Origin of the sequence: Streptomyces sp. NPDC059906 (assembly GCF_042730645.1) — a bacterium.
Classification (GTDB): domain Bacteria; phylum Actinomycetota; class Actinomycetes; order Streptomycetales; family Streptomycetaceae; genus Streptomyces; species Streptomyces rubrogriseus.
The window spans coordinates 23,089-48,934 of record NZ_JBHWKU010000043.1; the positions used below are offsets into that span (position 1 = coordinate 23,089).

At 72.5% G+C, this 25,846-nt stretch carries 25 protein-coding genes and 5 tRNA genes; 9 read left to right on the top strand and 21 right to left on the bottom strand.

Annotated features, from left to right (window positions below; all coding sequences use genetic code 11):
- Positions 1-145: 145 nt before the first annotated feature.
- The 5 genes from ACFV9J_RS36880 to ACFV9J_RS36900 all read right to left on the bottom strand — a co-directional run bounded on the left by ACFV9J_RS36880 (position 146) and on the right by ACFV9J_RS36900 (position 6,627).
- Positions 146-1,300 carry an ATP synthase F0 subunit B gene (locus tag ACFV9J_RS36880; protein ID WP_385362041.1) on the bottom strand — a complete coding sequence of 385 codons (1,155 nt, stop codon included), beginning with the start codon at positions 1,298-1,300 and terminating at the stop codon, positions 146-148.
- A 133-nt stretch (positions 1,301-1,433) separates the two neighbouring features.
- Positions 1,434-1,913 (bottom strand): pantetheine-phosphate adenylyltransferase, encoded by a 480-nt coding sequence (coaD, locus tag ACFV9J_RS36885; protein ID WP_385362043.1) that lies wholly within the window; start codon positions 1,911-1,913, stop codon positions 1,434-1,436.
- Positions 1,914-1,939: 26 nt separating this feature from the next.
- Entirely contained in the window at positions 1,940-2,527 is a 588-nt protein-coding gene (gene rsmD / locus ACFV9J_RS36890) for a 16S rRNA (guanine(966)-N(2))-methyltransferase RsmD (protein WP_385362045.1), read from the bottom strand.
- Between the two features lie 55 nt (positions 2,528-2,582).
- A complete protein-coding gene (gene recG, locus ACFV9J_RS36895; protein ID WP_385362047.1) occupies positions 2,583-4,880 on the bottom strand; it encodes an ATP-dependent DNA helicase RecG in 2,298 nt (765 codons plus the stop codon).
- A gap of 61 nt (positions 4,881-4,941) precedes the next feature.
- Positions 4,942-6,627, bottom strand: coding sequence for a DAK2 domain-containing protein (locus ACFV9J_RS36900; RefSeq protein WP_385362049.1), 1,686 nt, complete (start codon positions 6,625-6,627; stop codon positions 4,942-4,944).
- A gap of 265 nt (positions 6,628-6,892) precedes the next feature.
- Here ACFV9J_RS36900 and rpmB point away from each other — a divergent pair, with 265 nt between their 5' ends.
- The 3 genes from rpmB (at position 6,893) to ACFV9J_RS36915 (ending at position 11,722) form a co-directional block, all read left to right on the top strand.
- Positions 6,893-7,078, top strand: a complete 186-nt coding sequence (rpmB, locus tag ACFV9J_RS36905) for a 50S ribosomal protein L28 (RefSeq protein ID WP_003993230.1) — start codon at positions 6,893-6,895, stop codon at positions 7,076-7,078.
- A 160-nt stretch (positions 7,079-7,238) separates the two neighbouring features.
- Positions 7,239-10,295, top strand: a complete 3,057-nt coding sequence (locus tag ACFV9J_RS36910) for a BTAD domain-containing putative transcriptional regulator (protein WP_385362051.1) — start codon at positions 7,239-7,241, stop codon at positions 10,293-10,295.
- A gap of 224 nt (positions 10,296-10,519) precedes the next feature.
- Positions 10,520-11,722: an FAD-dependent monooxygenase gene (locus ACFV9J_RS36915; RefSeq protein ID WP_385362053.1), complete on the top strand. Its 1,203-nt coding sequence runs from the start codon at positions 10,520-10,522 to the stop codon at positions 11,720-11,722.
- On the opposite strand, the gene thiD is transcribed toward ACFV9J_RS36915, so the two are convergent.
- Both thiD and ACFV9J_RS36925 read right to left on the bottom strand, forming a co-directional pair.
- On the bottom strand, positions 11,703-12,521 hold the full coding sequence (thiD, locus tag ACFV9J_RS36920) for a bifunctional hydroxymethylpyrimidine kinase/phosphomethylpyrimidine kinase (protein ID WP_385362055.1): 819 nt from the start codon (positions 12,519-12,521) through the stop codon (positions 11,703-11,705). The genes ACFV9J_RS36915 and thiD overlap by 20 nt on opposite strands.
- Positions 12,518-13,486 carry a thiamine-phosphate kinase gene (locus ACFV9J_RS36925; RefSeq protein WP_052838407.1) on the bottom strand — a complete coding sequence of 323 codons (969 nt, stop codon included), beginning with the start codon at positions 13,484-13,486 and terminating at the stop codon, positions 12,518-12,520. The genes thiD and ACFV9J_RS36925 overlap by 4 nt, the downstream gene beginning before the upstream one ends.
- Before the next feature lie 245 nt (positions 13,487-13,731).
- Here ACFV9J_RS36925 and ACFV9J_RS36930 point away from each other — a divergent pair, with 245 nt between their 5' ends.
- Positions 13,732-13,965 (top strand): Lrp/AsnC family transcriptional regulator, encoded by a 234-nt coding sequence (locus ACFV9J_RS36930; protein WP_003973433.1) that lies wholly within the window; start codon positions 13,732-13,734, stop codon positions 13,963-13,965.
- Between the two features lie 178 nt (positions 13,966-14,143).
- Here the strand turns inward: ACFV9J_RS36930 and ACFV9J_RS36935 are convergent, their stop codons facing one another.
- The 3 genes from ACFV9J_RS36935 to ACFV9J_RS36945 all read right to left on the bottom strand — a co-directional run bounded on the left by ACFV9J_RS36935 (position 14,144) and on the right by ACFV9J_RS36945 (position 17,206).
- A complete protein-coding gene (locus ACFV9J_RS36935; RefSeq protein WP_385362058.1) occupies positions 14,144-15,313 on the bottom strand; it encodes a D-alanine--D-alanine ligase family protein in 1,170 nt (389 codons plus the stop codon).
- Between the two features lie 91 nt (positions 15,314-15,404).
- Entirely contained in the window at positions 15,405-16,415 is a 1,011-nt protein-coding gene (locus ACFV9J_RS36940; protein WP_385362059.1) for an NAD(P)H-dependent glycerol-3-phosphate dehydrogenase, read from the bottom strand.
- The gene (locus ACFV9J_RS36945; RefSeq protein WP_385362060.1) at positions 16,412-17,206 is read right to left on the bottom strand and encodes a lysophospholipid acyltransferase family protein; all 795 of its coding nucleotides are present in this window, start codon (positions 17,204-17,206) and stop codon (positions 16,412-16,414) included. The genes ACFV9J_RS36940 and ACFV9J_RS36945 overlap by 4 nt, the downstream gene beginning before the upstream one ends.
- A 143-nt stretch (positions 17,207-17,349) precedes the next feature.
- On the opposite strand from ACFV9J_RS36945, the gene cofC reads away from it, so the two are divergent.
- A complete protein-coding gene (gene cofC, locus ACFV9J_RS36950) occupies positions 17,350-17,988 on the top strand; it encodes a 2-phospho-L-lactate guanylyltransferase (protein ID WP_385362062.1) in 639 nt (212 codons plus the stop codon).
- A 9-nt stretch (positions 17,989-17,997) separates the two neighbouring features.
- On the top strand, positions 17,998-18,261 hold the full coding sequence (locus tag ACFV9J_RS36955; protein WP_385362064.1) for a hypothetical protein: 264 nt from the start codon (positions 17,998-18,000) through the stop codon (positions 18,259-18,261).
- A gap of 116 nt (positions 18,262-18,377) precedes the next feature.
- Here ACFV9J_RS36955 and ACFV9J_RS36960 read toward each other — a convergent pair whose 3' ends face one another.
- The 4 genes from ACFV9J_RS36960 to leuC form a co-directional block, all read right to left on the bottom strand.
- Positions 18,378-19,034: an HU family DNA-binding protein gene (locus ACFV9J_RS36960; protein ID WP_385362066.1), complete on the bottom strand. Its 657-nt coding sequence runs from the start codon at positions 19,032-19,034 to the stop codon at positions 18,378-18,380.
- A gap of 137 nt (positions 19,035-19,171) precedes the next feature.
- Complete coding sequence (locus ACFV9J_RS36965; RefSeq protein ID WP_109036119.1) at positions 19,172-19,402, bottom strand: hypothetical protein; 231 nt, start codon at positions 19,400-19,402, stop codon at positions 19,172-19,174.
- A gap of 286 nt (positions 19,403-19,688) precedes the next feature.
- Entirely contained in the window at positions 19,689-20,282 is a 594-nt protein-coding gene (leuD, locus tag ACFV9J_RS36970) for a 3-isopropylmalate dehydratase small subunit (RefSeq protein WP_385362068.1), read from the bottom strand.
- Positions 20,283-20,287: 5 nt separating this feature from the next.
- Complete coding sequence (gene leuC, locus ACFV9J_RS36975) at positions 20,288-21,718, bottom strand: 3-isopropylmalate dehydratase large subunit (RefSeq protein WP_385362070.1); 1,431 nt, start codon at positions 21,716-21,718, stop codon at positions 20,288-20,290.
- A gap of 197 nt (positions 21,719-21,915) precedes the next feature.
- Here leuC and ndgR point away from each other — a divergent pair, with 197 nt between their 5' ends.
- A complete protein-coding gene (gene ndgR / locus ACFV9J_RS36980; RefSeq protein WP_011030305.1) occupies positions 21,916-22,632 on the top strand; it encodes an IclR family transcriptional regulator NdgR in 717 nt (238 codons plus the stop codon).
- Positions 22,633-22,698: 66 nt separating this feature from the next.
- On the opposite strand, the gene ACFV9J_RS36985 is transcribed toward ndgR, so the two are convergent.
- On the bottom strand, positions 22,699-23,268 hold the full coding sequence (locus ACFV9J_RS36985; RefSeq protein ID WP_385362072.1) for a DUF4188 domain-containing protein: 570 nt from the start codon (positions 23,266-23,268) through the stop codon (positions 22,699-22,701).
- An 81-nt stretch (positions 23,269-23,349) separates the two neighbouring features.
- On the opposite strand from ACFV9J_RS36985, the gene ACFV9J_RS36990 reads away from it, so the two are divergent.
- Positions 23,350-23,994: a MerR family transcriptional regulator gene (locus tag ACFV9J_RS36990; RefSeq protein WP_385362074.1), complete on the top strand. Its 645-nt coding sequence runs from the start codon at positions 23,350-23,352 to the stop codon at positions 23,992-23,994.
- Positions 23,995-24,054: 60 nt separating this feature from the next.
- Here ACFV9J_RS36990 and ACFV9J_RS36995 read toward each other — a convergent pair.
- The 6 genes from ACFV9J_RS36995 to ACFV9J_RS37020 form a co-directional block, all read right to left on the bottom strand.
- A tRNA-Glu gene (locus ACFV9J_RS36995) sits at positions 24,055-24,127 on the bottom strand.
- A gap of 44 nt (positions 24,128-24,171) precedes the next feature.
- Positions 24,172-24,243, bottom strand: a tRNA-Gln gene (locus ACFV9J_RS37000).
- Between the two features lie 20 nt (positions 24,244-24,263).
- A tRNA-Glu gene (locus ACFV9J_RS37005) sits at positions 24,264-24,336 on the bottom strand.
- Positions 24,337-24,398: 62 nt separating this feature from the next.
- Positions 24,399-24,471: transfer RNA gene (locus ACFV9J_RS37010), tRNA-Glu, on the bottom strand.
- Between the two features lie 39 nt (positions 24,472-24,510).
- Positions 24,511-24,582 (bottom strand) — tRNA-Gln (locus ACFV9J_RS37015).
- Between the two features lie 92 nt (positions 24,583-24,674).
- The gene (locus ACFV9J_RS37020) at positions 24,675-25,409 is read right to left on the bottom strand and encodes an HAD family hydrolase (protein WP_385362076.1); all 735 of its coding nucleotides are present in this window, start codon (positions 25,407-25,409) and stop codon (positions 24,675-24,677) included.
- Between the two features lie 107 nt (positions 25,410-25,516).
- On the opposite strand from ACFV9J_RS37020, the gene ACFV9J_RS37025 reads away from it, so the two are divergent.
- A complete protein-coding gene (locus ACFV9J_RS37025) occupies positions 25,517-25,801 on the top strand; it encodes a hypothetical protein (protein WP_385362078.1) in 285 nt (94 codons plus the stop codon).
- The last annotated feature ends 45 nt before the right edge of the window (positions 25,802-25,846 follow it).

The window sequence follows — 25,846 nt, forward strand, 5'->3', positions numbered from 1 at the left end:
CGGTCTTCGTGGGTTGAGGGTGCCGCCCTTGGTGTTCCCGGGCAGCGGCGATCGCGGACGTACGCGCGACCGAAGAGCCAGGATACTGGACCATTCGCTCTCGGCCCAATCCGGCCCGGCAGGCCCCTCGCCCCTGGGGGCGGTCCTAGAGCCCGCGGCCCTGTTCGTACGCCCGCAGCTGTTCGGCGCTGATCATGCCGGTGTCGAAGAGGCTGGTCTCGTCGAGCGCCTGCGGATGGGTCTGCGGGGCGTGCGGGGGCTGCGGGGGCTGGGCGTAGCCCTGCTGTGCGTCGTACGCCTGCTGCCCGCCGTCGTACTGGTAGGCGTACGGGTCGGCGCCCTGCTGCTGGTAGCCGTACGGGTCCGGTCCGCCGTCGTAGGTCTGCTGGTAGGCCGCGTACGGATCGGGCTGCTGCTGGGAGGCGTAGCCGTACGCCGGTTCCTGGGACGGCATCTCCGGCACGGCCTGCGCGGGCGTCTGCGCCGGCAGCCGGGCCGCCACGGGCTGCGGCTCGCCGTACTGGGGCTGCCCCTGCTGCTCGGGGGAGGCGGGGGCGGAGGCGGGGGCGGAGGCCGGTGCGTCGGCGAGGCCCGCGAGGTCGGCGAGGTAGTCGGCGTCGCTGGAGTGCTGGACGGTGGTCAGGTCGTCCGCGAGGGCGCCGAGGTCGTCGGTGGCGATCCGGCCGTGCAGCTTCTGGCGGCCGCGGCCGACGGCGTCCAGGGTCTTGGCGAGGACGGCCTCGAAGGCACCGAGCTTGGTGTCGACGTAGGCGTCGGCGTCGCGGCGCAGGGTCTCCGGGTCGTGGCTGCGCTCGGGGGCGTCCTCGTCCTCGTAGCCGTTCTCGTCGAGGCCGGGTCCGGTGCCGAGGAGCTTCTCGCGGCCCCGGCCGACGGAGCCGAGGGTCTTGGTGAGCACGACCTCGAAGTTGGCGAGCTTGGAGTCGACGTAGTCGTCGGCCTCGGCGCGGACCTCCTCGGCCTCCTGGCGGGCCTCGGTGAGGATCCGGTCGGCCTCGGCCTGGGAGCGGCGGGCGACCTCGGTGTCGGCGATCAGGGAGCCGCGCTCGGCGTGCGCGCCCTCGATGATCCGGTCGGCCTCCTGGCGGGCCTGCGCGACCATCTGCTCGCGGTCACCGATCAGTTCCTGCGCCTGGGCGAGGGAACCGGGCAGCTCCGCGCGCAGCTCTTCCAGCAGCGAGAGCAGTTCGGCGCGGTTGACCACGCACGAGGCCGACATGGGCATGGCGCGGGCGCCGGAGACCGTCGCGGTGATCTCGTCGAGCTTGTTCTGCACGTCCACCGTGTGCTCGCCACTCTCTACAGCTGTGTTGGAGACGGACGGGACGACTGTACGACCCCGGGGTGTCCCGGGGACACCGGGTGACGGGTTGTCAGTCTCCGTGGGCTGCGGCGGTGGCCGTACGACCGGGCGGTCAGCGGTTCCTCAGGCGCTCCGTGAGGGCTTCGAGGACCAGCGGCGGCACCAGGTGGGCGACGTCGCCGCCCCAGGTCGCGACCTCCTTGACCAGGGAGGACGACAGGAAGCTGTAGGTGGGGTTGGTGGGGATGAAGAGGGTCTCCACACCGGAGAGGCCGTTGTTCATCTGGGCCATCTGCAACTCGTAGTCGAAGTCGCTGACCGCGCGCAGGCCCTTGACGATGGCCGGGATCTCGCGCTGCTTGCAGAAGTCGACGAGCAGGCCGTGGAAGGACTCCACGCGGACGTTCCCGTACTCGGCGGTGACCCGGCCGATGAGGTCGATCCGCTCCTCGATCTCGAACAGGCCCTTCTTCGCCTGGTTGATCATCACGGCGACGTAGACCTCGTCGTACAGGCTGGAGGCCCGGGCGATGATGTCGAGGTGTCCGTTGGTGATCGGGTCGAACGACCCGGGACAGACGGCACGGCGCACTTGAGTTCCCTCGCTCTCCGGTCCGGTCATCGTGCGTCTTCGCACGTAGAGGCGGCGCGACCGTACCAAAACGTTCCCTCGCCGTAGCGACGGGCCCGGATGGCTTCGAAGCCGTGCGGCCAGCGGAATTCGCCGCCCCTGGTGCTGCGCTCCACGGTGACGAGCGCTTCCGTCCCGAGCCACCCCTCCGTACGGAGTGTGAGCAGGATCTCGCGAAGATCGTCGTCCGAGACGGCGTACGGCGGGTCCAGGAAGACGACGTCGTAGGGCTCGGCGGGGGCCGGGGTGCGGATGATCTGTTCCGCTTTGCCCGCCCGGACCTCGGCGCCGGGCAGACCGAGGGAGTCGGCGTTCGCCCGGACCGTGCGGGCGGCGCGAGGGTCGGCCTCCACGAGCAGGACGTGCCCGGCGCCGCGGGAGAGCGCCTCCAGGCCGACGGCGCCGGAACCCGCGTACAGGTCGAGGACCCGCTCGCCGTCCAGCGGGCCGCCGAGCAGGGACTGCCAGGTGGAGAACAGGCCCTCGCGCGCGCGGTCGGAGGTGGGCCGGGTGCCGGTTCCCGGCGGGACGGCCAGTCGACGTCCGCCGGCCTTGCCGGCGATCACGCGGGTCATTTCTGGGTCCTTGTCGGTGTGCTCGGGTGGACGGACGGTGTCCGTTGCCAGTCTCTCAGCCCTTCTCCAGGTACTGCTCCCGCTCGTCGTCCAGCAGTGCCTCAAGGGCCGTGCGCAGCCCGGGCAGGCCGGTGAGCTCGGGGTCGGCGGCGACGACGGCCGCCGCCTCCTGCCTCGCCTCCGCGATGATCTCCTCGTCCTCGATGACGGCGAGGACGCGCAGCGAGGTGCGGGCGCCGGACTGCGCCTGGCCGAGGACGTCGCCCTCGCGGCGCTGTTCGAGGTCGATGCGGGAGAGCTCGAAGCCGTCGCGGGTGCTCGCGACCGCGGTCAGCCGCTGGCGGGCCGCGCTCGCCTCGGGCATCTCGCTGACCAGCAGGCACAGGCCGGGAGCGGAGCCGCGTCCGACCCGGCCGCGCAGCTGGTGGAGCTGGGAGACGCCGAAGCGGTCGGCGTCCATGATCACCATCGCGGTGGCGTTGGGGACGTTCACGCCGACCTCGATGACGGTGGTGGCGACCAGGACGTCGGTCTCACCGGCGGCGAAGCGGCGCATGACCGCGTCCTTGTCGTCGGGCTGCATCCGGCCGTGCAGGACCTCCACCTTGAGCCCTTGGAGCGGGCCCTTGGCGAGGCCGTCGGCGACGTCGAGGACGGCGAGCGGGGGGCGTTTGTCGGCGTCGCCCTCCGGGGGCTGCTGGGACTGCTGGGACTGCTTTGCCTGCTTGGCGCCCTTCTCGGGGGCGTCGTCCTCGTCGCCGATGCGGGGGCAGACGACGTAGGCCTGGTGGCCGTTCGAGACCTCCTCGCGGACCCGTTCCCAGGCGCGGGCGAGGAAGTGGGGTTTGTCCGCGGCCGGGACGACATGGCTGGCGATCGGGGACCGGCCGGCCGGGAGCTGGTCGAGGACGGAGGTCTCCAGGTCGCCGAAGACGGTCATGGCGACGGTGCGCGGGATGGGCGTGGCGGTCATGACGAGCAGGTGCGGGGGCTGCTTCCCCTTGCCGCGCAGGGCGTCGCGCTGCTCCACGCCGAAGCGGTGCTGCTCGTCCACGACGACCAGGCCGAGGTCGTGGAACTGGACCTTGTCCTCGATCAGCGCGTGCGTGCCGATGACGACGCCCGCCTCGCCGGTGGCCAGGTCGAGCAGGGCGTGGCGGCGGGCGGCGGCGCCCATGGAGCCGGTGAGCAGCACCACCTTGGTGGCGTGCTCGGCGCCGCCCAGCATTCCCGCCCGTCGCCCACCACCACCCTTCTGCGGAGGCGCTTCGCGCCACAGCCCCCAACTGGCCAGCTCGCCCATCATCTCGACGACCGACCGGTGGTGCTGCTGGGCGAGCACCTCGGTGGGCGCCAGCATCACGGCCTGCCCGCCCGAGTCGACGACGGCGAGCATGGCGCGCAGGGCGACCAGGGTCTTGCCGCTGCCCACCTCGCCCTGGAGCAGCCGGTGCATCGGGTGGTCGGTGGCGAGGTCGTCGAAGATCTCCCGGGAGACCTTCTGCTGGCCGTCGGTGAGGGTGAAGGGGAGACGGTCGTCGAAGGCGGTGAGCAGCCCGTCGGCGCCGGGCTTCCTGGGGACGGCGGGGAGCTGGGACTCGGCGTGCCGGCGGCGGGCGAGGGCGACCTGGAGGACGAAGGCCTCGTCCCACTTCAGGCGGGCGCGGGCGTCCTCGATGTCGGCCTTGGTGTGCGGGCGGTGGATCTTGAGCAGGGCCTCGGGCAGGGAGACCAGGCCCCGGCCCTCGCGCAGGGAGCCGGGGAGCGGGTCGACGGCCTCCTGGGCGCTGGGCAGCACCGTCTGGATCGCCTTGGCGAGCTTCCAGGACTCCAGCTTCGCGGTGGCCGGATAGAGGGGGATGAGGGCGCCCGCCCACGACTCGACGCTCTCGGCCGCGTCGCCTTCTTCGTCACCGCCGCGCAGCAACTCGTACGCCGGGTGGGCCAGTTGCAGTCGGCGGTTGAAGACGGAGACCTTGCCCGCGAACATCGCGCGGGTGCCCGGCAGGAGTTCCTTGTGGGGCTTGTGGACGCCGTTGCCGAAGAAGACCAGTTGGAGGCGGCCGCTGCCGTCCGTGATGGTCACCTCGAGGCGCTGCCCCTTGCCGCGCGGGGCCTTCGAGGAGGCGAAGGTGTGCAGGCGGGCGTCGGCGACCTGGGCGACCACCGTGACGTGCTCGTCCATGGGCAGGTCGGCGAGGTGGGTGAGCTGGCCGCGCTCCTCGTATCTCCTCGGGTAGTGGTGGAGGAGGTCGCCGACGGTGTGCAGGCCGAGGTGCTCGGCCATCACCTTCGCGGTGGCGGGGCCGAGCACCTTCTTCAGGGGTTCTCGCAGTGCGGGCACGAGATCCATTGCACACCACGCCACTGACAACGGCCCAGGGGAGCGCCGTAACGGCCCCGTACTCCTCCGGCTACTCCACGCCGACCAGCAGCAGGGCGCCCTGCCGGCCGCCCCGGTAGACCACCGTGTCGACGGCGAGGTAGGCCTCCCGGACGCGGGCCTCCAGCCGGTCGGCGACGGCCCGCGGCGCCTCGTCGCCGAGGACCAGGGTGACCAGCTCGCCGCCGGCCGACAGCATGCGGTCCAGGACGGTGGCGGCGACCTCCGAGACATCGGCGCCGATCACGGCCACGTCGCCGTCGATGAGGCCGAGCACGTCCCCGGCCTGGCAGATGCCGGCCGTGGTCCAGGACTGGCGTTCGGCGACGGTGACCTCGGCGTGGCGGGTGGCGCCGGCCGCCGAGGTCATGGCCACCACGTCCTCGTCGAAGCGCCGCTCGGGCGCGTGCACGGCGAGCGCGGCGATGCCCTGCACCGCGGAACGGGTCGGGATGAGGGCGACGCGGATGCCCTCGGTGCGCGCCTGCTCGGCCGCCGCGGCGGCGGTGTGGCGCAGCTCGGCGTCGTTGGGCAGCAGCACCACCTCGCGCGCGTGCGCCCGCCGGACCGCCTGGACCAGCTCGCCGCTCGCGGGCGGCTCCCCGGGGCGCGCGAGCAGGGTGGTCGCGCCGGCCTCGGCGTACAGCCCCGCCAGGCCCTCCCCCGGTACGACGGCCACCACGGCGCGCTGGGCCCGTTCCCGGGGCGGGCGCTCGGTCCCCGCGGTGTGCGCGTCGCCGTGCCCGAAGTGGGTGATGCGGATCCGGTACGGCCGGCCGGCCTCGACGCCGGCCTCCACGGCGGCGCCCGCGTCGTCGACGTGCACGTGGACGTTCCACAGCCCGTCGCCGCCGACCACGACGAGCGAGTCCCCGAGGGCGTCGAGCCGCTGCCGCAGCCGGGCCACGGCCGTGTCCTCGGCCTCCAGGAGGTAGATCACCTCGAAGGCGGGACCGCTCTCGTCGCCCTCCGTGGCACACTCCCCCGCCGCGGGGCCCCCGCCACCGTGCTCCACGCGCGCGTGCGGCACGGCGACCGGTCCCGGCGCCCGGCCGGTGAACGTCTCCACCAGGGCCGCGAGGACCGTCACCAGGCCGTGGCCGCCCGCGTCGACCACTCCGGCGCGCTCCAGGGCGGGCAGCTGGCCCGGAGTGGCGGCGAGCGCCGCGCGGGCCCCCTCGTAGGCGGCGCGGGCCACCTCGGCGCAGTTGCCCCCGGCCCCGTCGGCCGCGTCGGCGGCGGCCGAGGCGACGGTCAGGACGGTGCCCTCGACCGGGTGGGCCACGGCCTGCCGGGCGCAGGCGGCGGCGTGCCGCAGGGCCAGCCGCAGTCCGGCGTCCTCGGTATGGCCAAAGTCACCCCGCGCGGCGAGCACCTGGGCCATGCCGCGCAGCAGCTGGGCGAGGATCGTGCCGGAGTTGCCCCGCGCGCCGATCAGCGCGCCGTGCGCCATGGCACCGACGGCGTCGGCCAGCGAGGGCCCGCCGTCCGCGTCCCGGACCGCCCCGTCCACCTCGTGGGCCGCGAAGACGGCCTCCACCGCGGCGAAGGCCGACTCGACGGTCAGGTAGAGGTTCGTGCCGGTGTCCCCGTCGGCGACGGGATAGACGTTGATCGCGTCGATCTCCTCGCGCGCCCGGCCCAGCGCGCGCAGCGACAGACCGCACCAGGTACGCACCGCCAGAGCGTCGAAGAACCTCTGCGGCACCTGCGCCACCTGCGCCTCCCTGAGCTGCGGACGTGGCAGGCAGCGTAGACCTTGGAGGGCCGCCCACCGGAAGAGGGCCGGGACGGGCCCCTGAGCTGCCGTGGTAGTTTCGTTGTACGGGAGCAGTCGTTGTATGCTGCTCCGGTTGCCCGATCCCGATCGGGCCATCCCCCTGGCACCGCCACTCAGATCCCGGCCCGTTCGCGAGTCCGAGAGCTTGATCCCGGCATGCCGGGATCAACCGTAAGTGCATCTGAAGTCTTTGGAGTGACCCGTGGCTGCCAACTGCGACGTCTGCGGCAAGGGGCCGGGCTTCGGCAACAACATCTCGCACTCGCACCGCCGTACGTCCCGTCGCTGGAACCCGAACATCCAGCGTGTGCGTACCGTGGTGGGCGGGACGCCGAAGCGCGTGAACGCTTGCACCTCGTGCATCAAGGCCGGCAAGGTCTCGCGCTGACGCATCAGCTGAGCGCGCGGCCACTGCCTGGTCCGCTGTAGGGAGCCGGTCCACCTCGTGTGGGCCGGCTTTTTGCCGTGTCCAGAGCCGTCCGGAGCCGTCCGGATCCGTCCGGCTCCCTGGTCCGCGCCCTTTCCCCCCCCGTGCCAGAATCCCGGGAATGCGCTTCGGGATCCTCGGCCCCCTGGACATCCGCACCGACGACGGCACCCCCGTCGACCCCGGCGGCCCCCGGCCCCGAGCACTGCTGACACTCCTGCTCCTCGACGCCGGCCGCACGGTCTCGGCGGCCCGGCTGATCGACGGCCTGTACGGCGGCGAGCCGCCCGCCGGCGCCGCGAACGCCCTGCAGTCGCAGATCTCACGCCTTCGCACGCGGCTCGCTCCGCACACCCCCGTCGAGGGCGGCGGCGCCGGGTACCGCGTCGTCACGGCGCCGGATTCCGTCGACAGCCACACGTTCGAGCGCCTGTGCGGTGAAGGGCGTGCCGCTCTCGCCGCCGGGGATCACGCGCGCGCGGCGGCCGGGTTGCGTGAGGCGCTCGCGCTCTGGCGCGGCCCCGCGCTGCCCGACCTGCCGGAGGTGCCCGCCGCGGCGGCCCGGCTCACCGAGCTGCGGCTGACCGCCGTACAGGACCGGGTCGAGGCGGACCTGGCGCTCGGGGGCGGCCCGGAGCTGGTGCCCGAGCTGCGGGCGCTGCTGTCGGCGCATCCCTTGAGCGAGCGGCTGTACGGGCAGCTGATGCGAGCCCTGCACTCGGGCGGGCGTCCCGCCGAGGCCCTGACGGTGTACGAGGAGGCGCGGCGCACCCTGGCCGAGCAACTCGGTGCCGACCCGTCGCCCGAGCTGTCCGCCCTCCACCGTGAACTGCTCCGGGGCCACACCCCCACCGCCGCGCGCAGGCCCCGGCTGCCCGCCCAGCTGACCCGCTGCGTCGGCCGGGACGCCGAGCTGGACCGCATCGCCGCCCTGTTCGCCGACGCGCGCCTGGTCACGCTCACCGGCCCCGGCGGCACCGGCAAGACGCGGCTCGCGATCGAGGCGGCGGGCCGGTGGGACGGGCCGGACTCCCCGGCGGACGTCTGCTTCGTCGAGCTGGCGCCGCTCACGGAGGGCGGGCAGATCCCGTACGCCGTGCTCACCGCACTCGGTGTGCGCGAGGGTTTCCGCACCGCGGGCGCGGACGCCACGGAGCGGCTGCTGACCGCCCTGGAGGACCGCGAGGTGCTGCTCGTGCTCGACAACTGCGAGCACCTCGTCGACGCGGCGGCCGCACTGGCCGCGCTGCTGCTGGGCGCCTGCCCGGGCGTACGGGTCCTCGCCACCGGCCGGGAGAGCCTCCGGGTCACCGGCGAGGCGCTGGTGACGGTTCCGCCGCTGCCGCCGCGCCCGTCGGCCGAACTCTTCCTGGAACGCGCCCGCGCGGTGCGCCCCGGGTTCGACGGCCACGCGCGCGTGCCGGAGATCTGCGCGGCCCTGGACGGGCTGCCCCTGGCCATCGAGCTGGCGGCGGCCCGGCTGCGTACCCTCGCACCGGACGAGCTGGCCGACCGGCTGGACGACCGTTTCCGGCTGCTGAACCGGGGCGACCGTGCCAAGGCGCCCCGCCACCGCACGCTGCGCGCCGTCGTCGAGTGGAGCTGGGAGCTGCTGGACGAGGAGGAGCGGGAGCTGGCCCGGCGGCTGACGGTCTTCACCGGGGGCGCCACGCTGGAGGCCGTGGAGGCGGTGTGCGGCGTGCCGCATCCGGAGGACCTGCTCGCCTCGCTGGTGGAGAAGTCGCTCCTGGAGCACCTGTCCGAGGGCCGCTACCGGATGCTGGAGACGCTCCGCGCGTTCGCGGCCGAGGGCCTGACGGGCCGGGACGGTCTGCGTGACGGGCACGCGGCGTACTTCCTGGACCTGGCGGAGCGGGCGGAGCCGCATCTGCGCACGGGCGGCCAGTTGCCCTGGCTGTCCCGGCTCGCCGCCGAGCGGGGCAACCTGGACGCGGCCCAGCGGCACCTCACGGAGACCGGCCCGCGCGAGGCCCTGCGGCTCATGGCCGCCCTCACCTGGTTCCACTGGCTGCGCGGTCTGCACGGCGAACAGGTGCCGCGGGCCCGCGCGCTGATGACGGCGGTCGGCGAGAAGCCGCCCGAGGGACTGGCCGAGGAGTACGCGCTGTGCGCGATGAACGCGGTCTCCGGGGACGGAGACGAGGACGGGGAGGGGGAGGGGGACGGCGACCCGACCGAGGCCGGGCGGCTCGCGCAGGTGTCGGCGCTGATGGCGTCGCTGGACCGGCCGTTGCGGCTGCCGTTCACGGTCGTCCTGCACTCGCTCACCTGCGGTCCCACGCTGGTGGCGGACGCCCTGCCGAGGGTTCAGGTCGGGAAGGGGCCCTGGGGGCTCGCCCTGCTCGACATGGGTATCGGCTACCAGGAGCTGTTCGGGGGCCGGGCGGCCGAGGCAGAGGCCGCGTTCGCCCGGTCCCTGGCCGGCTTCCGCGCCACCGGGGACCGCTGGGGCATGGCCAACTGCCTCGACCCGCTGGGCGGTTTCGCCAACCGGCGCGGCGCGTACGACCGTGCGCTGGAACTCCTCGACGAGGGCTTGGCACACGTCCGGGAGCTGGGGTCGCCCGAGGAGACCGCGGACCTGCTGCGCTCGCGCGCGCTCGTGCTGCTGCACCGGGGCGAGACCGAGGAGGCCGCCCGGCACTTCACGCACTCCGCGGCCCTCGCCCGCTCGGTGGGGGCCGGTGACAAGGTGGCGAGTGCCCGGCGGGGTCTCGGCGACGTGGCCCGGCTCTGTGGCGACACGGCACGCGCGCGCGTGGAGTACGAGGACGCGCTGCGGTTGTGCGCCGACAACTGGTTCAGTACCGGCGAGTCGGTCCGCATCCTGGTGGGCCTGGGCCGCACGGCCTGCGCGGAGGGCGACACGGAGACCGCGGGCGGCTGGCTGGAGCAGGCCCGCGTGCTCGCCCTCGACTCCCCCGACGTGCTCGCCCTGGCGGAGGCCGCCGAGTCCCTGGCGACCGTCGCCCCGTCCGCCGAACGCGCCGCCGAACTCCTGGGTGCCGCCACGGGCCTGCGCGGCGCCCCGGCTCCGGGCGACCCCGACGCCGCCCGCGCCGAGCGGGAGGTCCGCGCACGGCTCGACGCCGAGGCGTACGACCGCGCCTTCGAGCGGGGGCGGAGGCAGCGGGCGGCGGCGGTGAGCGGGCGGTAGGTGCCCGTACACGGACGACCGTCCACCTGCGACAGCCACGGCCGCTCCGACAGCTCCGACAGCTCCGGGGACACTGCCTGGGCGACGACGGCCCTCGCGCACGGCCGCGGCCCGCCCCGCGAGCCATACCCGCGGCTCCCGCGGTCAGCCCCCGTCAGGCCCCGTCAGCCCGCGGTACGCGAACCGTACGCGGACGGTAAGCGGTGCCGCCGAGGCTCTCTGCCATGACGCACACACACCGCCTCGGCCACCTCACCGTCCTCGTCTCCGGCGCCGGCGTCGCCGGACCCGCCCTCGCCCTCTGTCTCGCCCGGTACGGCGCCAGGGTCACCGTCGTCGAGAAGGCGCCCGCACTGCGCGGGGACGGCTTCGCCGTCGACTTCCGGGGGCATGTGCACCGCAGGGTGCTGACCGAGATGGGCGTCTGGGACGAGATCCACGCCCGCCAGACCCACATGGGCCGGCAGACCGTCGTCGACGCCGACGGCGTCCCGCGCGTGGAGCTGCCCGCCGGGCTGATGAGCGGTGACGTCGAGATCTTCCGCGGCGAACTGGCGAAGATCCTCCACGAACGCACCGAGGGCACCGTCGAGTACGTCTTCGGCGACTCGGTCGACACGCTCACCGACACCGGGGACGGAGTGGACGTCGCCTTCGAGCACGGCGCGCCCCGCCGCTTCGACCTCGTCGTCGGCGCCGACGGACTGCACTCGCACACCCGTCGTCTGGTCTTCGGCGACGAGTCCCGCCACCTGCGCTTCCAGGACCACTACGTGGCCGGCTTCGGCATCCCCAACCACCTGGGCCTCGACCGCGTCGGCCGCCTGTACAGCGAGCCGGGCCGCGCGGTCTGCGTCGGCAACTACGACGGCGACCCCGAGCGCGCGGGCGCCCTCCTGGTGTTCCGCTCGGAGCGGCTGGCGTACGACCGCGGGGACGTGGCCGCGCAGAAACGGATCCTGCGGGAGCGGTTCGCGGGGATGGGCTGGGAGGCGCCGACCGTGCTGACGGCGTTGGAGGAGGCCGACGACCTGTACTTCGACGCGATCGCGCAGATCCACGTCGACCGGCTCACCAAGGGGCGAGTCGCCCTGCTCGGCGACGCCGGGTACGGCGCCACCATGGGCGGCATGGGCACGGGCGTGGCGATCGTCGGCGCGTACGTCCTCGCCGGTGAACTCGCCCTGGCGGGCGGCGACCACCACACCGCGTTCGCCGAGTACGAGGCCCGGATCCGGGACTTCGCCAAGGGCTGCCAGAAGATCTCCGGCAACGCGGGCCCGTTCTTCGCCCCGCCCACCGAGCGCCGTATCCGCAGCCGGGACCGCATGTACCGGCTGCTCAGCCACCGCCTGATGGCCGGCTTCTTCAAGCGGCTCACGGAGAAGGCGGCCACCGGCATCGAGCTCAGGGAGTATCCCGCCTGAGCGCCCAGCCGTGGTCCACCGGTCCGATGCCGCCGCCCAGCGGGAACCCGGCCGTGATCGCCCCGGTGACGTACTCCTTGGCCGCTCTCACCGCCTCCGGCACCGACTGCCCCTTCGCCAGCCCGCAGGCCACGGCGGAGGCGAGGGTGCAGCCCGTGCCGTGCGTGTGCCGGTTGTCGAGGCGGGGGGCGCGCAGCCAGTGCTCCTCGGAGCCGTCGGTGAGCAGGTCGACGGCGTCACCTGCCAGATGGCCGCCCTTGATCAGCACCCAGCGCGGTCCGAACGCGAGGACGGCCGCCGCGGCCCGGCGCAGATCCGTTTCGGACTCGACGCGTACGCCGGTGAGTTGGGCGACCTCGTCGAGGTTGGGCGTGGCGACGGTGGCGACCGGCAGGAGTTTGGTGCGGACCGACTCCAGGGCCGAGGCGGCGAGCAGCGCGTCCCCGTGCTTGGAGACGCCGACCGGGTCGACGACGGCGGGCGCGTCGGTGCCGGCCAGCAATGCGGCGACCGCCTCGACGAGTTCGGCGGAGGAGAGCATCCCGGTCTTGACCGCCTGCACGCCGATGTCGTCCACGACGCTGCGGTACTGGGCGCGCACCGCCTCCACGGGCAGTTCCCAGGCGCCCTGCACGCCGCGGGAGTTCTGCGCGGTGACCGCGGTGAGGACGCTCATGCCGTGGGTGCCCAGGGCGAGCATCGTCTTCAGGTCGGCCTGGATCCCGGCGCCGCCGCCGGAGTCGGAGCCCGCCACGGTGAGCACCAGGGGCGGGGGCACGGGCGGGGTCGGCGCGGTCACGACTCCACGTCCCCGCCGAAGTGGTCCCAGCCGCCCTTGCTGGTCCAGGGGGCGCCGTCGACCGTCACCTGGGGCAGTGCGGAGGGGTTGAGGACCTCGCCGATGACCTTCCAGCGGGCGGGGAGCTTCACGTCCGGCGGGAAGGTCGCCACGATCGCGTGGTCCTCGCCCCCGGTGAGCACCCACTGCATGGGGTCGACGCCGACGGCCTGCCCGATGTCGTTCATCTGGGACGGGATGTCGATCTGCCCGGAGCGCACGTCGATCCGGACCTTGCTGGCCTCGGCGATGTGCCCCAGGTCGGCGATCAGCCCGTCGCTCACGTCGCACATGGCGGTGGCGCCCAGGCCCGCGGCGGCCGGACCCGCGTGGTACGGCGGCTCGGGGCGGCGGTGGGCCTCGACGAAGGCGCGCGGTGAGCGGAAGCCCCGGGACAGTACGGCGAACCCGGCCGCGGACCAGCCGAGCCAGCCGGTCACCGCGACGAGGTCGCCGGGCTGGGCGCCGCCGCGGGTGACGGGCTCCTGGTTGCGCAGGTCGCCCAGCGCGGTGATGGAGACGGTGATGGTGTCGCCGCGCACCACGTCGCCGCCGACCACGGAGGCGCCCGCGACCTGGCACTCGTCGCGCAGCCCGTCCATCAGCTCGGTCGGCCAGGTCACCGGCAGTTCGGCGGGCACGACCAGGCCGAGCAGCAGCGCGGTCGGCACGGCGCCCATGGCCGCGATGTCGGCCAGGTTCTGCGCCGCCGCCTTGCGGCCCACGTCGTACGCGGTGGACCAGTCACGGCGGAAGTGCCGCCCCTCGACGAGGATGTCGGTGCTGGCCACCACCCTGCGGTCGGGCGCGGCCACCACCGCGGCGTCGTCGCCGGGTCCGACCCGGACCGCGGGGGTGGTGGTGAGACGGGAGGTGAGCTCCCTGATGAGCCCGAACTCCCCCAGCTCACCAACAGTGCCCTTCATCGCCTTGGCTCCCCTTCCGTCCCTGTCCCTGTCCGTGTCCGTGCCCGTGCCCGGTCGCGCGTCATCTGTGTCCTCGTTACGGTCGAAATGACCGTCGCCACGGTCGGCGTGATCGTCAACTCGTGTCCACCCGGCACCCCGACGCGCGAGGCCCGCGGCCCGCGGGTCTCCCCTCGGAGAGCGGCTACGCGATACCGTGGCGTTCCTTTTCCCCACATGATCCTCGTGGCCGCTCTGGAGGTTCCGTGGTACAGGCGTACATTCTGATCCAGACCGAGGTCGGCAAGGCGTCGACCGTCGCCGAGACGATCAGCAAGCTCCCCGGCGTGATCCAGGCCGAGGACGTGACAGGACCCTACGACGTCATCGTCCGCGCCCAGTCGGACACCGTCGACGAACTGGGCCGCATGGTGGTCGCCAAGGTCCAGCAAGTGGACGGCATCACCCGCACCCTGACCTGTCCGGTCGTTCATCTCTAGCTCCCGCCCCCTCACCGCCGCTCGGTCCCGTCCCGTTGATCGCCGCCGCGTGCTGTTCCTCGGCAGACGACGGCAAGCGGACGACGGTTCCCGGACCGGCCAGGAAACCCGCTGATCATACTGCGAGAAGGCGACCCCCGAGGGAGTCGCCTTCTCTGCGGTCACGGCGCGAAACGCGTCAGCGCAGTCCCGTGGACCGCCGCAGCGCCGCCTGGACCAGCCGGTCCACCAGCTCCGGGTAGCTCACCCCGCTCGCCTGCCACATCTGCGGGTACATGGAGATCGGCGTGAAGCCGGGCATGGTGTTGATCTCGTTGATGACGAACTCGTCGTCCTCGGTGAGGAAGAAGTCCGCGCGCACCAGCCCCTCGCAGGAGGCCGCGTCGAACGCCGCGACGGCCAGGCGCTGGACCTCGGCGGTCTCCTCGGCCGTGAGCGGGGCCGGCACGATGCCGGGGGTGGAGTCGATGTACTTGGCCTCGAAGTCGTAGTACGCGTGCTCCGAGGGCGGCGGGATCTCGGCCGGGACGGAGGCCCGGGGGCCGTCCTCGAACTCCAGCACCCCGCACTCGATCTCCCGGCCCAGCAGCGCCGCCTCGACCAGGATCTTCGGGTCGTGGCGGCGGGCCTCCTCGATCGCCTCGTCGAGGCCGGAGAGGTCGTCGACCTTGGTGATGCCGATGGAGGAGCCCGCGCGGGCGGGCTTCACGAACAGCGGCCAGCCGTGCTCGCCGGCGAAGTCGACGATCTTCTTGCGGGCGCCGGAACGGTCCTGCTCCCACTCGCGGGGGCGGATCACCGCGTACGGGCCGACCTTCAGCCCGTAGGAGGTGAAGACCGCCTTCATGTACTCCTTGTCCTGGCCGACGGCGGAGGCGAGGACGCCCGCGCCGACGTAGGGCACCCCGGACAGCTCCAGCAGGCCCTGGAGGGTGCCGTCCTCGCCGTAGGGGCCGTGCAGCACGGGGAAGACGACGTCGACCTCGCCCAGCGCCTTGGGCACCGAGCCCGGTTCGCTGTAGACGACCTCGCGGTTGGCGGGGTCGACGGGCAGCAGCACTCCGCCCTCGGTCGACTCGGCCAGTTCCTCGACGTCGGGCGTACGGCGTTCGGTGATCGCCATGCGTTCCGGTTCGTCGGCGGTGAGGGCCCAGCGGCCGTCCCTGGTGATGCCGATCGGCAGGACCTCGTAGCGCGTCCGGTCGATGGCCGCGAGGACGGCGCCGGCGGTGACCACGGAGATCCCGTGTTCGGAGCTGCGCCCGCCGAACACGACGGCCACCCGCGGCTTGCGGGGCGGCCGCTGGGGGCTCTGCTCAGGGTTCTGGGGGAGGTTCTCGGTGCTCATATCGCGTTGAGAGTACCCGCCCGCGGTGCCTCGAGACAGCGTCGGCGGGGCCGCGTGGCGCCCGAGTTCCACCGGGTTCCGGGGGTGTCGCTCAGCGTCGTTCGGGCTTCGCGCTGCGCGACATCAGTTCCTTCACGGCGACCACCGGGGGCTTGCCCTCGTGCACGATGGCGACGACCGTCTCGGTGATCGGCATGTCGACGCCGTGCCTGCGGGCCAGGTCCAGCACCGACTCGCAGGACTTGACGCCCTCGGCGGTCTGCCTGGTGACCGCGATGGTCTCCTGAAGGGTCATGCCCTTGCCGAGGTTGGTGCCGAAGGTGTGGTTGCGGGACAGCGGCGAGGAGCAGGTCGCCACCAGGTCGCCGAGTCCGGCCAGGCCGGAGAAGGTCAGCGGGTCGGCCCCGAGGGCGACTCCGAGGCGGGTGGTCTCGGCGAGGCCGCGGGTGATGAGGGAGCCCTTGGCGTTGTCGCCGAGGCCCATGCCGTCCGCGATGCCGACGGCGAGCCCGATCACGTTCTTCACGGCGCCGCCCAGTTCGCAGCCGACGACGTCGGTGTTGGTGTAGGGGCGGAAGTACGGCGTGTGGCAGGCGGCCTGGAGACGCTGGGCGACGGACTCGTCGGGGCACGCGACCACGGCGGCGGCCGGCATGCGCGCGGCGATCTCGCGGGCCAGGTTGGGTCCGGTGACCACGGCGATGCGCTCGGGGCCGACCTTGGCGACGTCCCCGATCACCTCGCTCATCCGCATCGCGGAGCCGAGTTCGACGCCCTTCATGAGCGACACCAGGACGGTGCCGGGCGCCAGCAGGGGCGTCCAGTCGGCGAGGCCCGCGCGCAGCGTCTGGGAGGGGACGGCGAGGACGGTGAAGTCGGCGTCCCGCGCGGCCTCGGCGGCGTCGGTGGTGGCCCGCAGGTTCTCGGGGAGTTCCACGCCGGGCAGGTAGTCCGGGTTGGTGCGGGTGGAGTTGACGGCGTCGGCGAGTGCGGCGCGGCGCCCCCAGAGGGTGACCTCGCAGCCCGCGTCGGCGAGGACCGTGCCGAAGGCGGTGCCCCAGGATCCGGTGCCGAAGACGGCCGCCTTGACCGGCTTGCTCACGTGCTCTGCCCTTCTGCCTGCGGTCCATGGGTGCGCGGGGGCGCCGCCTGCGACTTCGCCTGCTGGGTGCGGCGCCGCTGCTCGATCCGCTCGCGGCGCGGGTCGTAGGGGGTCTCGGGTGCCTTCTCGCCGCGGATCTCCTCCAGCTGGCGGGTGACGGCGGCCATGATGACCTCGGTGGCCTCCTTCAGCACCTCCGTGGTCATCTCCTTGCCGTAGAACCGCGACAGGTCGACCGGCGGGCCGGCCAGCACCTGGTGGGTCTTGCGCGGCAGGAGGCTGGGCTTCTTGGCGTACGGCGGCAGCAGTTCGTTGCAGCCCCACTGGGCGACCGGGATCACCGGGCACTTGGTCTGCAGGGCGACGCGCGCGGCACCGGTCTTGGCGGTCATCGGCCAGCCGTCCGGGTCGCGGGTGAGGGTGCCCTCGGGGTAGAACGCGACGCACTCGCCGCGTTCCACGGCGTCGATCGCGGCCCTGAACGCGCTCAGCGCGTCCGTGCTCTCGCGGTAGACGGGGATCTGTCCGGTCCCCCGCATCGCGGCGCCGACGAAGCCCTTCCTGAAAAGACCGCTCTTCGCCAGGAATCGCGGGACGCGCCCGGTGTTGTACTGGTAGTGCGCGTACGCGAAGGGGTCCACGTGCGAATTGTGGTTCACGGCGGTGATAAATCCACCCTCGGCCGGAATGTTCTCCATTCCCCGCCAGTCCCGCTTGATCAGAACCACCAGCGGCGGTTTGCAGATCACCGCGGCCAAGCGGTACCAGAAGCCGATTCTGCGGCGGGGCACGCTGACACCTTTCCTCCAGGGCCTGGGGCCGGACAAGTGTCGCCCCGGGCCGCCCGTCTGTCGAGAACACCGTACGCCCCGAAGAGTGAACCGCCAGGTCTCGCAGGTGACAATGACGGCGACGAGAGAAGGACGGAACGCTCGTGCAGTGGACCTTGGTCGTACCCGTGAAGGCCCTCGCCCGGGCCAAGAGCAGGCTGTCGGACACCGCGCACGACGGGGTGCGGCCGGGGCTCGCGCTGGCGTTCGCACAGGACACCGTGGCAGCCGCGCTGGCCTGCCCGGCGGTCGCGGATGTGGCAGTCGTCACGGACGACGCGCGGGCCGGACGGGAGCTGGCGGCGCTCGGCGCGGGCGTCGTCGCGGACGAGCCCGGCGGTGGCCTGAACGCCGCGCTGGCGCACGGGGCGGCCATGGTACGGGCGGCCCGGCCGGAAAGCCCGGTGGCCGCGCTCAACGCCGATCTTCCCGCGCTGCGGCCGGCCGAATTGGCGCGGGTACTGGCCGCGGCCGCGGAATTCCCCCGTGCCTTTCTCCCGGACGCGGCCGGAATCGGCACCACCTTGCTGGCCGTGGCGCCCGGCCGGGAATTGGCGCCCGCATTCGGTACGGATTCACGGGCCCGCCACCGGGCGTCCGGCGCGGTGGAACTGCGTCTCGACGCGGTGGATTCCGTACGGCAGGACGTCGACACCGGCGGTGATCTCCGCTCCGCGCTGGCGCTCGGGCTGGGTCCCCGTACGGCCGCGGTGGCGGCGCGGTTGCTGATCGCCGGGCAGTAGGCTGCCGGCATGCAGGCGACCGCGTACACGTACGACCCCGAAAGCCGCAGCGGGCAGGTGCTGCTCGACGACGGGACGCCCGTGCCCTTCGACGCGGCGGCGTTCGACGCGGGGGGCCTCAGGCTGCTGCGGCCCGGGCAGCGGGTGCGGATCGAGACCGAGGAGACGGGCGCGGGTGCGGGTGCGGGGGCGGGCTCGGGTGCGGGGTCGGGCGCGGGCGGGGACTCGGGCGCGGGGCGCCGGATCACGCTGGTGACCCTGTACACGTTCTGACCGGCGGGGCCCGTCCGACGGGTCCCGGACACGCCGCGGGCCGGACTCCGAGAGGGAGTCCGGCCCGGCGCGTGAGTGCCCTGTGCCCGTTCGCCCGCTGCCGCGGGTGCCGCCTGCTACTTCTTGCGGGCGGTGGCCTTCTTGGCGGTGGTCTTGCGGGCCGTCGACTTCTTGGCCGGGGCCTTCTTGGCGGTCGCCTTCTTCGCGGGGGCCTTCTTCGCCGCGGTCTTCTTCGCCGCCGCCGTGGTGGTCTTGGCCGCGGACTTCTTGGCGGTGGTCTTCTTCGCCGTCGTCTTCGCCGCTCCGGTGGTCTTCTTCGCGGTGGTCTTCTTCGCCGCCGCCGACGTCTTCTTGGCCGCGCCCGCGGCCTTCTTCGCGGCGCCCGTGGCCTTCTTGGCGGCGGCCTTCTTGCCCGCGGCCTTGGAGATGGTGGGCGGCGGTCCTGACAGGCTGCCCTTGGGGGCCTTCTTGACCGCGATGTCGTTCTTCGGAAGCTTCTTCGAGCCGCTCACCAGGTCCTTGAAGCCCTGGCCCGCGCGGAAGCGCGGCACCGAGGTCTTCTTGACCCGAACCCGCTCGCCCGTCTGCGGGTTGCGGGCGTAACGGGCCGGGCGGTCGACCTTCTCGAAGGAACCGAAGCCGGTGACCGAGACCCGGTCGCCCGCCACGACCGCACGGACGAGGGCGTCCAGGACCGCGTCGACAGCGTCGGCGGCCTGCTGCCGGCCGCCGACCTTGTCGGCAATCGCTTCTACGAGCTGCGCCTTGTTCACGTCTTCCCCTTCGGAGACATCGCCAGAACGAATGTGTTCAAGCTTTTTCGCACGTTAGGCAGATATATACCGCAAATCAAACACGAAACGGGCTAATCACCCTTGTGCCGCAACGGACTCGGGCTGTCCCGGCCGGTTCAGCCTTCCTCTTCGGGGAATCGACCCGCGTCGAGGTCGGCGGTGAACCGATCCAGGCGCCTTGCCGCACCGGCGAGATCGTGTTTGGCCGCGGCCGTAATGACCAGCAGCTTCCGGGTCAGCGCCATCCGTACGCCCTCCGGGACTTGCAGTGCGCGCACTCTTGTGTGCGCTTCCTTGAGCCGGGACGCGACCGCCGTATAGAGCTCGAGTTGGCCGTCGTGTTCCATGCACAGATTGTGCCATCTGGGGCGAGTTGTCGCCTGCGCAGGGGGCAACTGCCGCCTCGAACGGCCTTCCTGGCACCTTCGGGAACCGGTCCTCAGGACCTTGCGTACCCCGGCAACCACGCCTCTAACGTGGGAAGTTGTGCGCCACGTCCGTCACGGGCGGCCGCGGACGGATCCGGAAACGGCCGTACCCCCGATCGGGCTGATCGGGGGTACGGCGGGTGTGTTGGGTGGCCGAAACTCGACCTTGTGGAGCCCCCGGGAGGCTCGTGGGGGCTCCGGGCGCTCAGACCTGGACGGTCTGCGGCTTGAACGACGGGCGCTTCGCCTCGTACGCGGCGATGTCCGCCTCGTTCCGGAGGGTGATCGAGATGTCGTCCAGCCCGTTCAGCAGGCGCCAGCGGGAGTTCTCGTCCAGCTCGAAGGAGGCGGTGACGCCCTCGGCACGGACCTCGCGGGCCTCCAGGTCGACGGTGATCTCGGCCTGCGGGTCCTTCTCCACCAGCTCCCACAGCGCGTCCACGGTCTTCTGGTCGAGGACCACCGTGAGCAGGCCGTTCTTCAGCGAGTTGCCACGGAAGATGTCGGCGAAGCGGGAGGAGATCACGGTCTTGAAGCCGTAGTTCTGCAGGGCCCAGACGGCGTGCTCGCGGGAGGAGCCGGTGCCGAAGTCGGGACCCGCGACCAGGACGGTGGCACCCTCGCGCTCGGGCCGGTTGAGCACGAACTCCGGGTCCTTGCGCCAGGCCTCGAAGAGCCCGTCCTCGAACCCGTCCCGGGTCACCTTCTTGAGCCAGTGGGCGGGGATGATCTGGTCGGTGTCGACGTTGCTGCGGCGCAGCGGGACGGCCCGGCCGGTGTGCTTGGTGAACGCTTCCATGACTCTCAGACTCCAGCGGGCGTGGGGACGTCGGCGGCGGACAGGTCGGCCGGGGAGGCCAGGTGGCCCAGGACCGCCGTCGCGGCCGCGACCTGCGGCGACACCAGGTGGGTGCGGCCGCCCTTGCCCTGGCGCCCCTCGAAGTTGCGGTTGGAGGTGGACGCGGAGCGCTCGCCCGGGGCCAGCTGGTCCGGGTTCATGCCCAGGCACATCGAGCAGCCCGCGTGCCGCCATTCGGCGCCGGCCTCCTTGAAGACCACGTCCAGGCCCTCGGAGACGGCCTGCAGACCGACCCGCGCGGAGCCCGGGACGACCAGCATGCGTACGCCGTCGGCGACTTTGCGGTCCTTGACGATCTCGGCGGCGGCGCGCAGGTCCTCGATGCGGCCGTTGGTGCAGGAACCCACGAAGACGGTGTCCACGTTGATGGAGCGCAGCGGCTGACCGGCCTCCAAGCCCATGTACTCCAGGGCCTTTTCGGCGGCGAACCGCTCCGAGGCGTCCTCGTACGAAGCCGGGTCGGGGACGGCCGCGGAAAGCGGAGCGCCCTGCCCCGGGTTGGTGCCCCAGGTGACGAACGGCGCCAGCTCGGCGGCCTCGATGACCACCTCGGCGTCGAACTGGGCGTCGTCGTCCGTGCGCAGCGTCTTCCAGTACGCGACGGCCGCGTCCCAGTCGGCGCCCTCGGGGGCGTGCGGGCGGCCCTGGAGGTAGGCGAAGGTGGTCTCGTCGGGGGCGATCATGCCCGCACGGGCGCCGGCCTCGATCGACATGTTGCAGATGGTCATGCGGGCCTCCATCGAGAGCTTCTCGATGGCCTCGCCCCGGTACTCCAGGACGTAGCCCTGGCCGCCGCCGGTGCCGATCCTCGCGATGATCGCCAGGATCAGGTCCTTGGCGGTGACGCCGTCGGGCAGTTCGCCGTCGACGGTGATCGCCATGGTCTTCGGGCGGGCCATGGGCAGCGTCTGGGTGGCCAGCACGTGCTCGACCTGGGAGGTGCCGATGCCGAAGGCCAGCGCGCCGAAGGCGCCGTGCGTGGAGGTGTGCGAGTCGCCGCAGACCACGGTGGTGCCGGGCTGGGTCAGGCCGAGCTGCGGGCCGACGACGTGCACGACGCCCTGCTCGACGTCGCCCAGCGGGTGCAGCCGGACGCCGAACTCCGCGCAGTTCTTGCGGAGCGTCTCCAGCTGGGCCCGGGAGACCGGGTCCGCGATGGGCTTGTCGATGTCGAGCGTGGGGGTGTTGTGGTCCTCGGTGGCGATGGTCAGGTCGAGCCGCCGCACCGGGCGGCCGCTCTTGCGGAGGCCGTCGAAGGCCTGCGGGCTGGTCACCTCGTGCAGCAGGTGCAGATCGATGAAGAGGAGGTCGGGCTCGCCCTCGGCGCGCCGGACGACGTGGTCGTCCCAGACCTTCTCCGCGAGTGTCCTACCCATCGCTTTCCCTTCGGTCGGCGACGAAGCGCCGACCCAACTAGAGATCTTGGGGAAGCGGTGCCCGCACCCCTGTGCTTCCGGGCAGCCGCCACCAGGCCCTTTCGTCACGGGCCGTTGTGACTTCCTGCCGTCCAGGGTCGCGCGTTCCATGGAAAATTGAACTTGCGTTTCACAGAGTGAGACGGGAGTATCGTGTCATGGACAACAGTAGCGGCGTCGGCGTTCTGGACAAGGCGGCCCTCGTCCTGAGCGCTCTGGAGTCCGGCCCGGCCACCCTCGCGGGGTTGGTCGGTGCGACCGGACTGGCACGACCCACGGCCCACCGCCTGGCCGTGGCGCTGGAACACCACCGTATGGTGGCGCGCGACATGCAGGGCCGTTTCATTCTCGGCCCGCGCCTGGCCGAACTGGCCGCGGCGGCCGGCGAGGACCGCCTGCTCGCCACGGCGGGCCCGGTCCTCACCCACCTGCGCGACGTCACGGGCGAGAGCGCCCAGCTCTACCGCCGCCAGGGCGACATGCGTATCTGCGTGGCCGCGGCGGAGCGTCTGTCGGGCCTCAGGGACACGGTCCCGGTCGGCTCCACGCTCACCATGAAGGCCGGCTCCTCGGCCCAGATCCTGATGGCCTGGGAGGAGCCGGAGCGCCTCCACCGCGGTCTCCAGGGCGCCCGCTTCACGGCGACGGCGCTGTCCGGTGTGCGCCGCCGCGGCTGGGCCCAGTCCATCGGCGAGCGCGAGCCCGGCGTCGCGTCCGTCTCCGCGCCGGTGCGCGGCCCCTCCAACCGCGTGGTGGCCGCCGTGTCCGTCTCCGGCCCCATCGAGCGCCTCACCCGTCACCCCGGCCGCATGCACGCGCAGGCGATCATCGACGCCGCGGGCCGCCTCTCCGAGGCGCTGCGCCGCAACGGCTGACCGTCCCCCGACCCTTCTGACCGGTCACGGGCCCGCCTCAACGCCGCGGCGGGCCCGGCGCCGTTCTCAGACCCCGTCGGGGGCCTTGCCCGGGGCGACGACCCGCTTCCGCGCCCTCTGCGCCGTGCCCTCCTCCGACCGGTACGCGAAGCGGTCCCGTGCGCGCTTGCCCCGCCGCTCCAGAGGCACCTGTCCGTGCGCCGCCGCGAGCCCGAACGCGGGCATGTCGGCGTAGATCGACTCGTACGACCCCTCGGGCACGACGTACGCCTCGTGCCACAGCCCCACGTGCCCGCGCACCCGCCCCTTGCGCTCCTTGCGGTTGATGACCGCCCAGGCCCGGTGGTGGAACATGTCGGGCGAGTGCGCGTACTTGTAGAGCTTCTCCTTGGACTCCCAGTACTGGACGACGTAGTACGTCCGCGGCGAGGCCGTCAGCAGGACGTGGCTCAGGAGCCCGCGCTCCGGGTCCTTCGCCAGTTCGCGGAGCATGCGCGGCATGGCGAGGAGGACCGGCAGCCAGTGGTGCACGGCCCAGAAGTGGTTGATCCGCATGCCGATGAGCAGGACGGTCACGTCCCCCTCGGCGGCGGCAGTGGTGCGGGTCGCGGTCGCGGTCGCGTTCTTGCCCGGCATGACGCCTCCCCCTGTTGGCGAGCTGCACTGACCAAGTGATGCTGCTTAGATAGTGGCGCTATCCGATGAAGGGCGCAAGGGATGCGACTGGCCGACCTGAGCAAGCGCAGCGGGGTGTCCACCGCGACGATCAAGTACTACCTGCGGGAAGGGCTGTTGCCGCCGGGCCGGCAGGTGAACGCGACCACCGCCGAGTACGACGAGGACCATCTGCGCCGACTGCGGCTGGTACGGGCGCTGATCCAGGTCGGCAAGGTGCCGGTGGCGACGGCCCGGGAGGTGCTCGGGCACGTCGACGACGAGTCGCTGGGCCGCACCATCCGGCTGGGGGCGGCCCTGTGGGCGCTGCCGCAGGACGCCGAGCCGGACGAGGCGGACCCGGCGGTGGCCGCCGCGCGGACCGAGGTGGACCGGCTCCTCGAACTGCTGGGCTGGCAGACCTCCCGCGAGATGGCCCCGCTCTCCCCCGTGCACCGCTCCCTGGTGGTGGCGGTGGCCGCACTGCGCCGCCTCGACTATCCCTGGGACGCGGAACTGATGGCGCCCTACGGCGAGTTGATGATGGAGGTGGCCCGGCGGGACCTGGACTTCATGGAGACCCACGCCTCGGAGGCGGAGCAGGTCGAGATGGCGGTCGCGGCGGCGGTGCTCTTCCAGCCGGTGCTGCGGGCCCTGCACCGGCTGGCGCAGGAGGAGGAGTCGGTGCGGCGATACGGCATCGAGTGAGCGCCTGATGAACGCCGAAGGGGGCTTCCGCCTCGGCGGAAGCCCCCTTCGGACTTCGAGTACCCCCGACCGGATTCGAACCGGCGCTACCGCCTTGAGAGGGCGGCGTGCTAGGCCGCTACACAACGGGGGCGTGGATCTTGCAGGCGTTCAATACCGCATCGCCGCAGATCCGAGCTGGTCTACCAGGACTCGAACCTAGACTAACTGAACCAGAATCAGTCGTGCTGCCAATTACACCATAGACCAATGTGGTTTAGACCAGTTCGTACCCCCGACCGGATTCGAACCGGCGCTACCGCCTTGAGAGGGCGGCGTGCTAGGCCGCTACACAACGGGGGCCCTAGCGATCCTGCATCGGGAACAGCGGGAGCGACCCGAGCTGTCCTCGCGGGAAGGATCTGTACCCCCGACCGGATTCGAACCGGCGCTACCGCCTTGAGAGGGCGGCGTGCTAGGCCGCTACACAACGGGGGCCTTGCGGAAGTGCTCCGCGGCGCAGATAAGCTCTGCGAGCTGGCCTACCAGGACTCGAACCTAGACTAACTGAACCAGAATCAGTCGTGCTGCCAATTACACCATAGGCCACTGGAACGCAAGCCCCAGAGGGGTTCTCGTTCTAGCGTTGCGCTTCCGGTTCCCGGCCCTTCGGCCCGCTCTCCGGCGGCGCAGGAAGAACATTACCCGAAGGTCGACGGGGCTCCAAAACGGGTATCGGCGCCGAGGAGCGCGGGAAGTTCGGAGAGCGAGGCGATGCGGCGCGGTCCGGCCGGCGGGTCGACGGTCGCGTAGACGCCGCCGCGGTCGATCCACACGGAGAGCAGCCCCGCGTCGGCGGCGCCGCGTCCGTCGATCTCCGGGTGGTCCCCGACATAGGCGACCTCGGCCGGACCGAGGCCGAGGGCGTCGCAGGCCGCGAGGAAGGCCCCGGCCTCCGGCTTGGAGACGCCCAGCTCGGCGGCGCACAGGATGGCCTCGAAGCGGTCGTGCACACCGAGGACGCGCAGCTTGCGGTCCTGGACGGTGAGGCTGGAGTTGGAGAGCACGGCGTGCCGGTGGCTGTCGGCAAGGGCGTCGAGGACGGGCATCACGTCCGGGAAGAGGGACCAGGCGGCCTCGTAGTGCGTGACGTACCGCTGGAACCAGTCGTCGGCCTCGGCCTCCGTCAGCTCCGGCCGGCTCAGGAAGACCCGGGTCCTGTCCCGGCGCTGTGTGACGAAGTCCACCTCACCCGCGGAGAAGCGCGCCCACTGCTGGTCGGTGATCTCCCGCCAGCGCACGAGGGCCTCCTCGGCCGACCCGTACCCGGCGAGGAGCCCCTCGGCGGCCAGGTGGGCGTGCATGCCCTCACGGTCGGCGGTGGTGTAGTCGAAGAGGGTGTCGTCGACGTCCCAGACCACGGCGCGGATGCTCATGATCCGACGGTAACGCCGGGACGGGTGGTGTGGGGGCTCTTCGGCGGTCCGGACGTGGACGGATCCCGTAGCGTGGGGAGACCGACGAGCGAAAGACCGAGCCCGCCATGACCGAATATCGCGTTCAGTTCACCGTTGAGGCCCGCGCGGCGTACGAAGCGCTGCCCGGCGAGCGCCGGGACCAGCTGGACCGGGCCGTGCGGATACTGGCCCGCGACCCGTTCCGCAAGAACGCCACCGCTCAGCTCGGCCCCGACGAGCACCTGCGCAAGGCCTACGTCGCCCCTGGCGTGGTGCTGGAGTACATGGTGGCCGGTGCGGTCATGGTCGTCGTCGTCCTGGAGATCTTCGACGAGAGCGCCTACCTCATCGACGAGGCCGACGCGCAGTGACCGAGTGGCAAGGGGCGGCACCCGGAGTTCCGGGTGCCGCCCCTT